The sequence below is a fragment of the Pseudomonas sp. GXM4 genome, from assembly GCF_008923895.1.
Lineage (GTDB): Bacteria > Pseudomonadota > Gammaproteobacteria > Pseudomonadales > Pseudomonadaceae > Aquipseudomonas > Aquipseudomonas atacamensis.
Genome location: NZ_WBRZ01000444.1, coordinates 1 through 2498 on the forward strand (window position 1 = coordinate 1; position 2498 = coordinate 2498).

Annotated in this window: 3 protein-coding genes and 2 pseudogenes; 2 read left to right on the top strand and 3 right to left on the bottom strand. The window is 50.6% G+C overall.

Features of this window, described 5'->3' with window-relative positions; genetic code table 11:
- Nucleotides 1-151 (top strand): annotated as a pseudogene (locus F8N49_RS27185) (LLM class flavin-dependent oxidoreductase); the annotation flags it as partial.
- A gap of 54 nt (nt 152-205) precedes the next feature.
- On the opposite strand, the gene F8N49_RS27190 reads toward F8N49_RS27185, so the two are convergent.
- The 3 genes from F8N49_RS27190 to F8N49_RS27200 form a co-directional block, all read right to left on the bottom strand.
- Entirely contained in the window at nt 206-733 is a 528-nt protein-coding gene (locus tag F8N49_RS27190) for a hypothetical protein (protein ID WP_151553269.1), read from the bottom strand.
- A 32-nt stretch (nt 734-765) separates the two neighbouring features.
- Nucleotides 766-993 carry a hypothetical protein gene (locus F8N49_RS27195; RefSeq protein ID WP_241149653.1) on the bottom strand — a complete coding sequence of 76 codons (228 nt, stop codon included), beginning with the start codon at nt 991-993 and terminating at the stop codon, nt 766-768.
- A gap of 235 nt (nt 994-1228) precedes the next feature.
- Nucleotides 1229-1861 (bottom strand): SMI1/KNR4 family protein, encoded by a 633-nt coding sequence (locus F8N49_RS27200; RefSeq protein WP_256675533.1) that lies wholly within the window; start codon nt 1859-1861, stop codon nt 1229-1231.
- A gap of 352 nt (nt 1862-2213) precedes the next feature.
- Here F8N49_RS27200 and F8N49_RS27210 point away from each other — a divergent pair.
- Nucleotides 2214-2462: pseudogene (locus F8N49_RS27210) on the top strand (LLM class flavin-dependent oxidoreductase); the annotation flags it as partial.
- Nucleotides 2463-2498: the final 36 nt, after the last annotated feature.

Genomic DNA, 2498 nt, shown 5'->3' on the forward strand with positions numbered 1-2498 from the left:
CACGCCGGAAGAGATCATTCCGCGGATCAAGTACTACCAGGAACTGGGGGTGGATGAGTTCAGTTTCTGGTGTGATAACAGCTTGCCGCATGAGGAGAAGAAGAAGTCGTTGGAGCTGTTTATCAAGCATGTGGTGCCGGCGTTTCGCTGATTACTCGGCGGACGGTCTCTGACCCACTAAAAGGCCCCGGACTTGTCCGGGGCTTTAGTTTTTAGAGATCACGGGAATGCGCTGGCCCGGCTGGGTGACATCGTAAACACGCTGCTCGCAACCCCGCCCAACGAACTGAAACTCCACCAGGTAGACCTTGCTTCGCTCCGGCGTAAAGGTACTGCTCAGCGGCCCGCAGCTATAAGTGTTGCCGGTGCCCATGCCGTTGGAACGCCCCGACACTTCGAAGGGTTCGTCGGCATTGGCTTGCGCTTCCAGCTGAGGGAAGTGCTTGAACGTGGCGCTATTGGCCGCTTCGCTGAGTTTGGCGATCCAGCCGAATATCTTGCCCCGTCCAGAATCCACCACAGTACCCAGCACTTCCATTCGCCGATCAGGATCTGTAGCACGGCGAACCGAGAACTCGACAGGGTATGTGTAGCCTGTCGATTTCATGATGACTTTGGCGTGTTGTGCATCTGGCGTTGCCGTTCTTTGCTGAAGTTGGACACCATCCTTTAAAAGACTGGGGGAAGAGTCTCTGACGTTTGGATGGCAGCCCAGCAGTGGGAGAACCAGCATTAATTGCAAGAGGATCAATTTGCAATTACCTCTCACTCCTCACCTTTCATCCGCTGATTCAAACGTAGGCTTTTCATAAGAGGACTCTCGCCGCCAGTAATCTCGATTTTAAACTTGGCGTACGCTGTTTCAAGGTCGCGGTATTGTTGTAGCCCTCCTTCAATAAAGGCGTAGATGCCTGGAATTTCGTTCCATTGAACGGGCATTACAATTGCTCCCGCACGAGCATCTGCTATCAAAGTCGACAATGCTTTATGCAAAAAAACTAACCTTCGCATCAGATGCATGTTTAGAGATAATTTCCTCCAGATACTCCGCACTTTCCCTCAACATCATCTGGTCCATATCCAACCTCAATTTCTAATTGTTCCAACCAGTTCCGGAGCCGACCATGGCCCGCGATTCGACACGATATATTGGAAGGAAACGTGGTCTGTCCCCATTTACCCCCGTAATGTTTTCTAAACGTGGTCCGTCCCCATTTATTTTCTCCTGTCAGTCCAGACTGAATTTAACCTGAGTACCGTCTGGTAAATTTTTAATCTTATCGGCTATATCGGCTCTGAGCCGCATGCCTTCTACAGCATCGGCAACATATAAATTATCCAAGGAAAAATCACCGCCCATTACAAAAGGCACTTTGGGCAGCAAACGCATCCCAGTACGAACTGGACCATTGCGCTTTTGCCACTGATGAGCCAACGGATAGCCTGTCAATACTTCATAGTCGTGCAGAACTACTTCAGCCCAGCTTTCAACATCCGCAGCCAAGTACTCTAACGAGCCAGTTTCCGGATCAAAAATGTAGATACTCCCATCCTTGATACAGAACTCTCCACCAAAGATATCTTCAGCAAAAAAGACACCGTTATCGGCTAGGCCTTTGTAGCTAGTGCGCCACAGGTCAGCGTGATTCCAATCAGATATGCCTATTTCACTTTGGCTGGAGTCGCTTGGAAAAACATGCAGCGCGCCTTCAAAAGCATAGAAGCCATTGCGCTGACGCAGCACATTAAGAAGTTGTTCCGCCGAAGCCCCTGCCATGTTGCGTATTGGCCCAGACAGTTGTGGTTCACGCTCACTCAAGGACGAACTTGCAATCGATAACAATTTATCCAGATTATTCATAATCTAACCTATCACCTCTATTCTAACCTTCGTCCCGTTAGGCAACTCTCTGCATTGAGCGCCAATACAAGCGCCTGCTCCACGGTTATCACCAGCGGTGATATGCCTTACTGAGGCTTCCCGCCCCCCTTCCTGGAACATGGCGGGCGGATATTCATCACGGTCGAGGCCCGGTTTTGTTTCAATTCCGCGCAAAGAATCAAGCCTGCGCGCTGCCGCATTATCTCGATCAATGGTCAACGTGTCAGGCTTTCCTGCCCCGATGGCATCTTCAATATGTTGCGCCGACTGGGGGAAACGGGAACAGAACACGTTCTGGAGTGCCTTCTAAACGTGGTCTTTCCCTGATTATCTGCCAGTCAACGGCTTTCTTGCGCTAAGTCCTGAAGAGAAGTTTGCCGGACGTCCGGAGTTTGAACTGGAGAGCCTGCACGAGACCGCGATGATCGGCACCCCGGAAGAGATCATTCCGCGGATCAAGTACTACCATGAACTGGGCGTGGATGAGTTCAGTTTCTGGTGTGACAACAGCTTGCCGCATGAAGAGAAGAAGAAGTCGCTGGAGTTTTTTATCAAGCATGTGGGGCCGGCGTTTCGCTAAAGGTTTCGCAGGTTAAACCAAAAAAACACCCCGCTT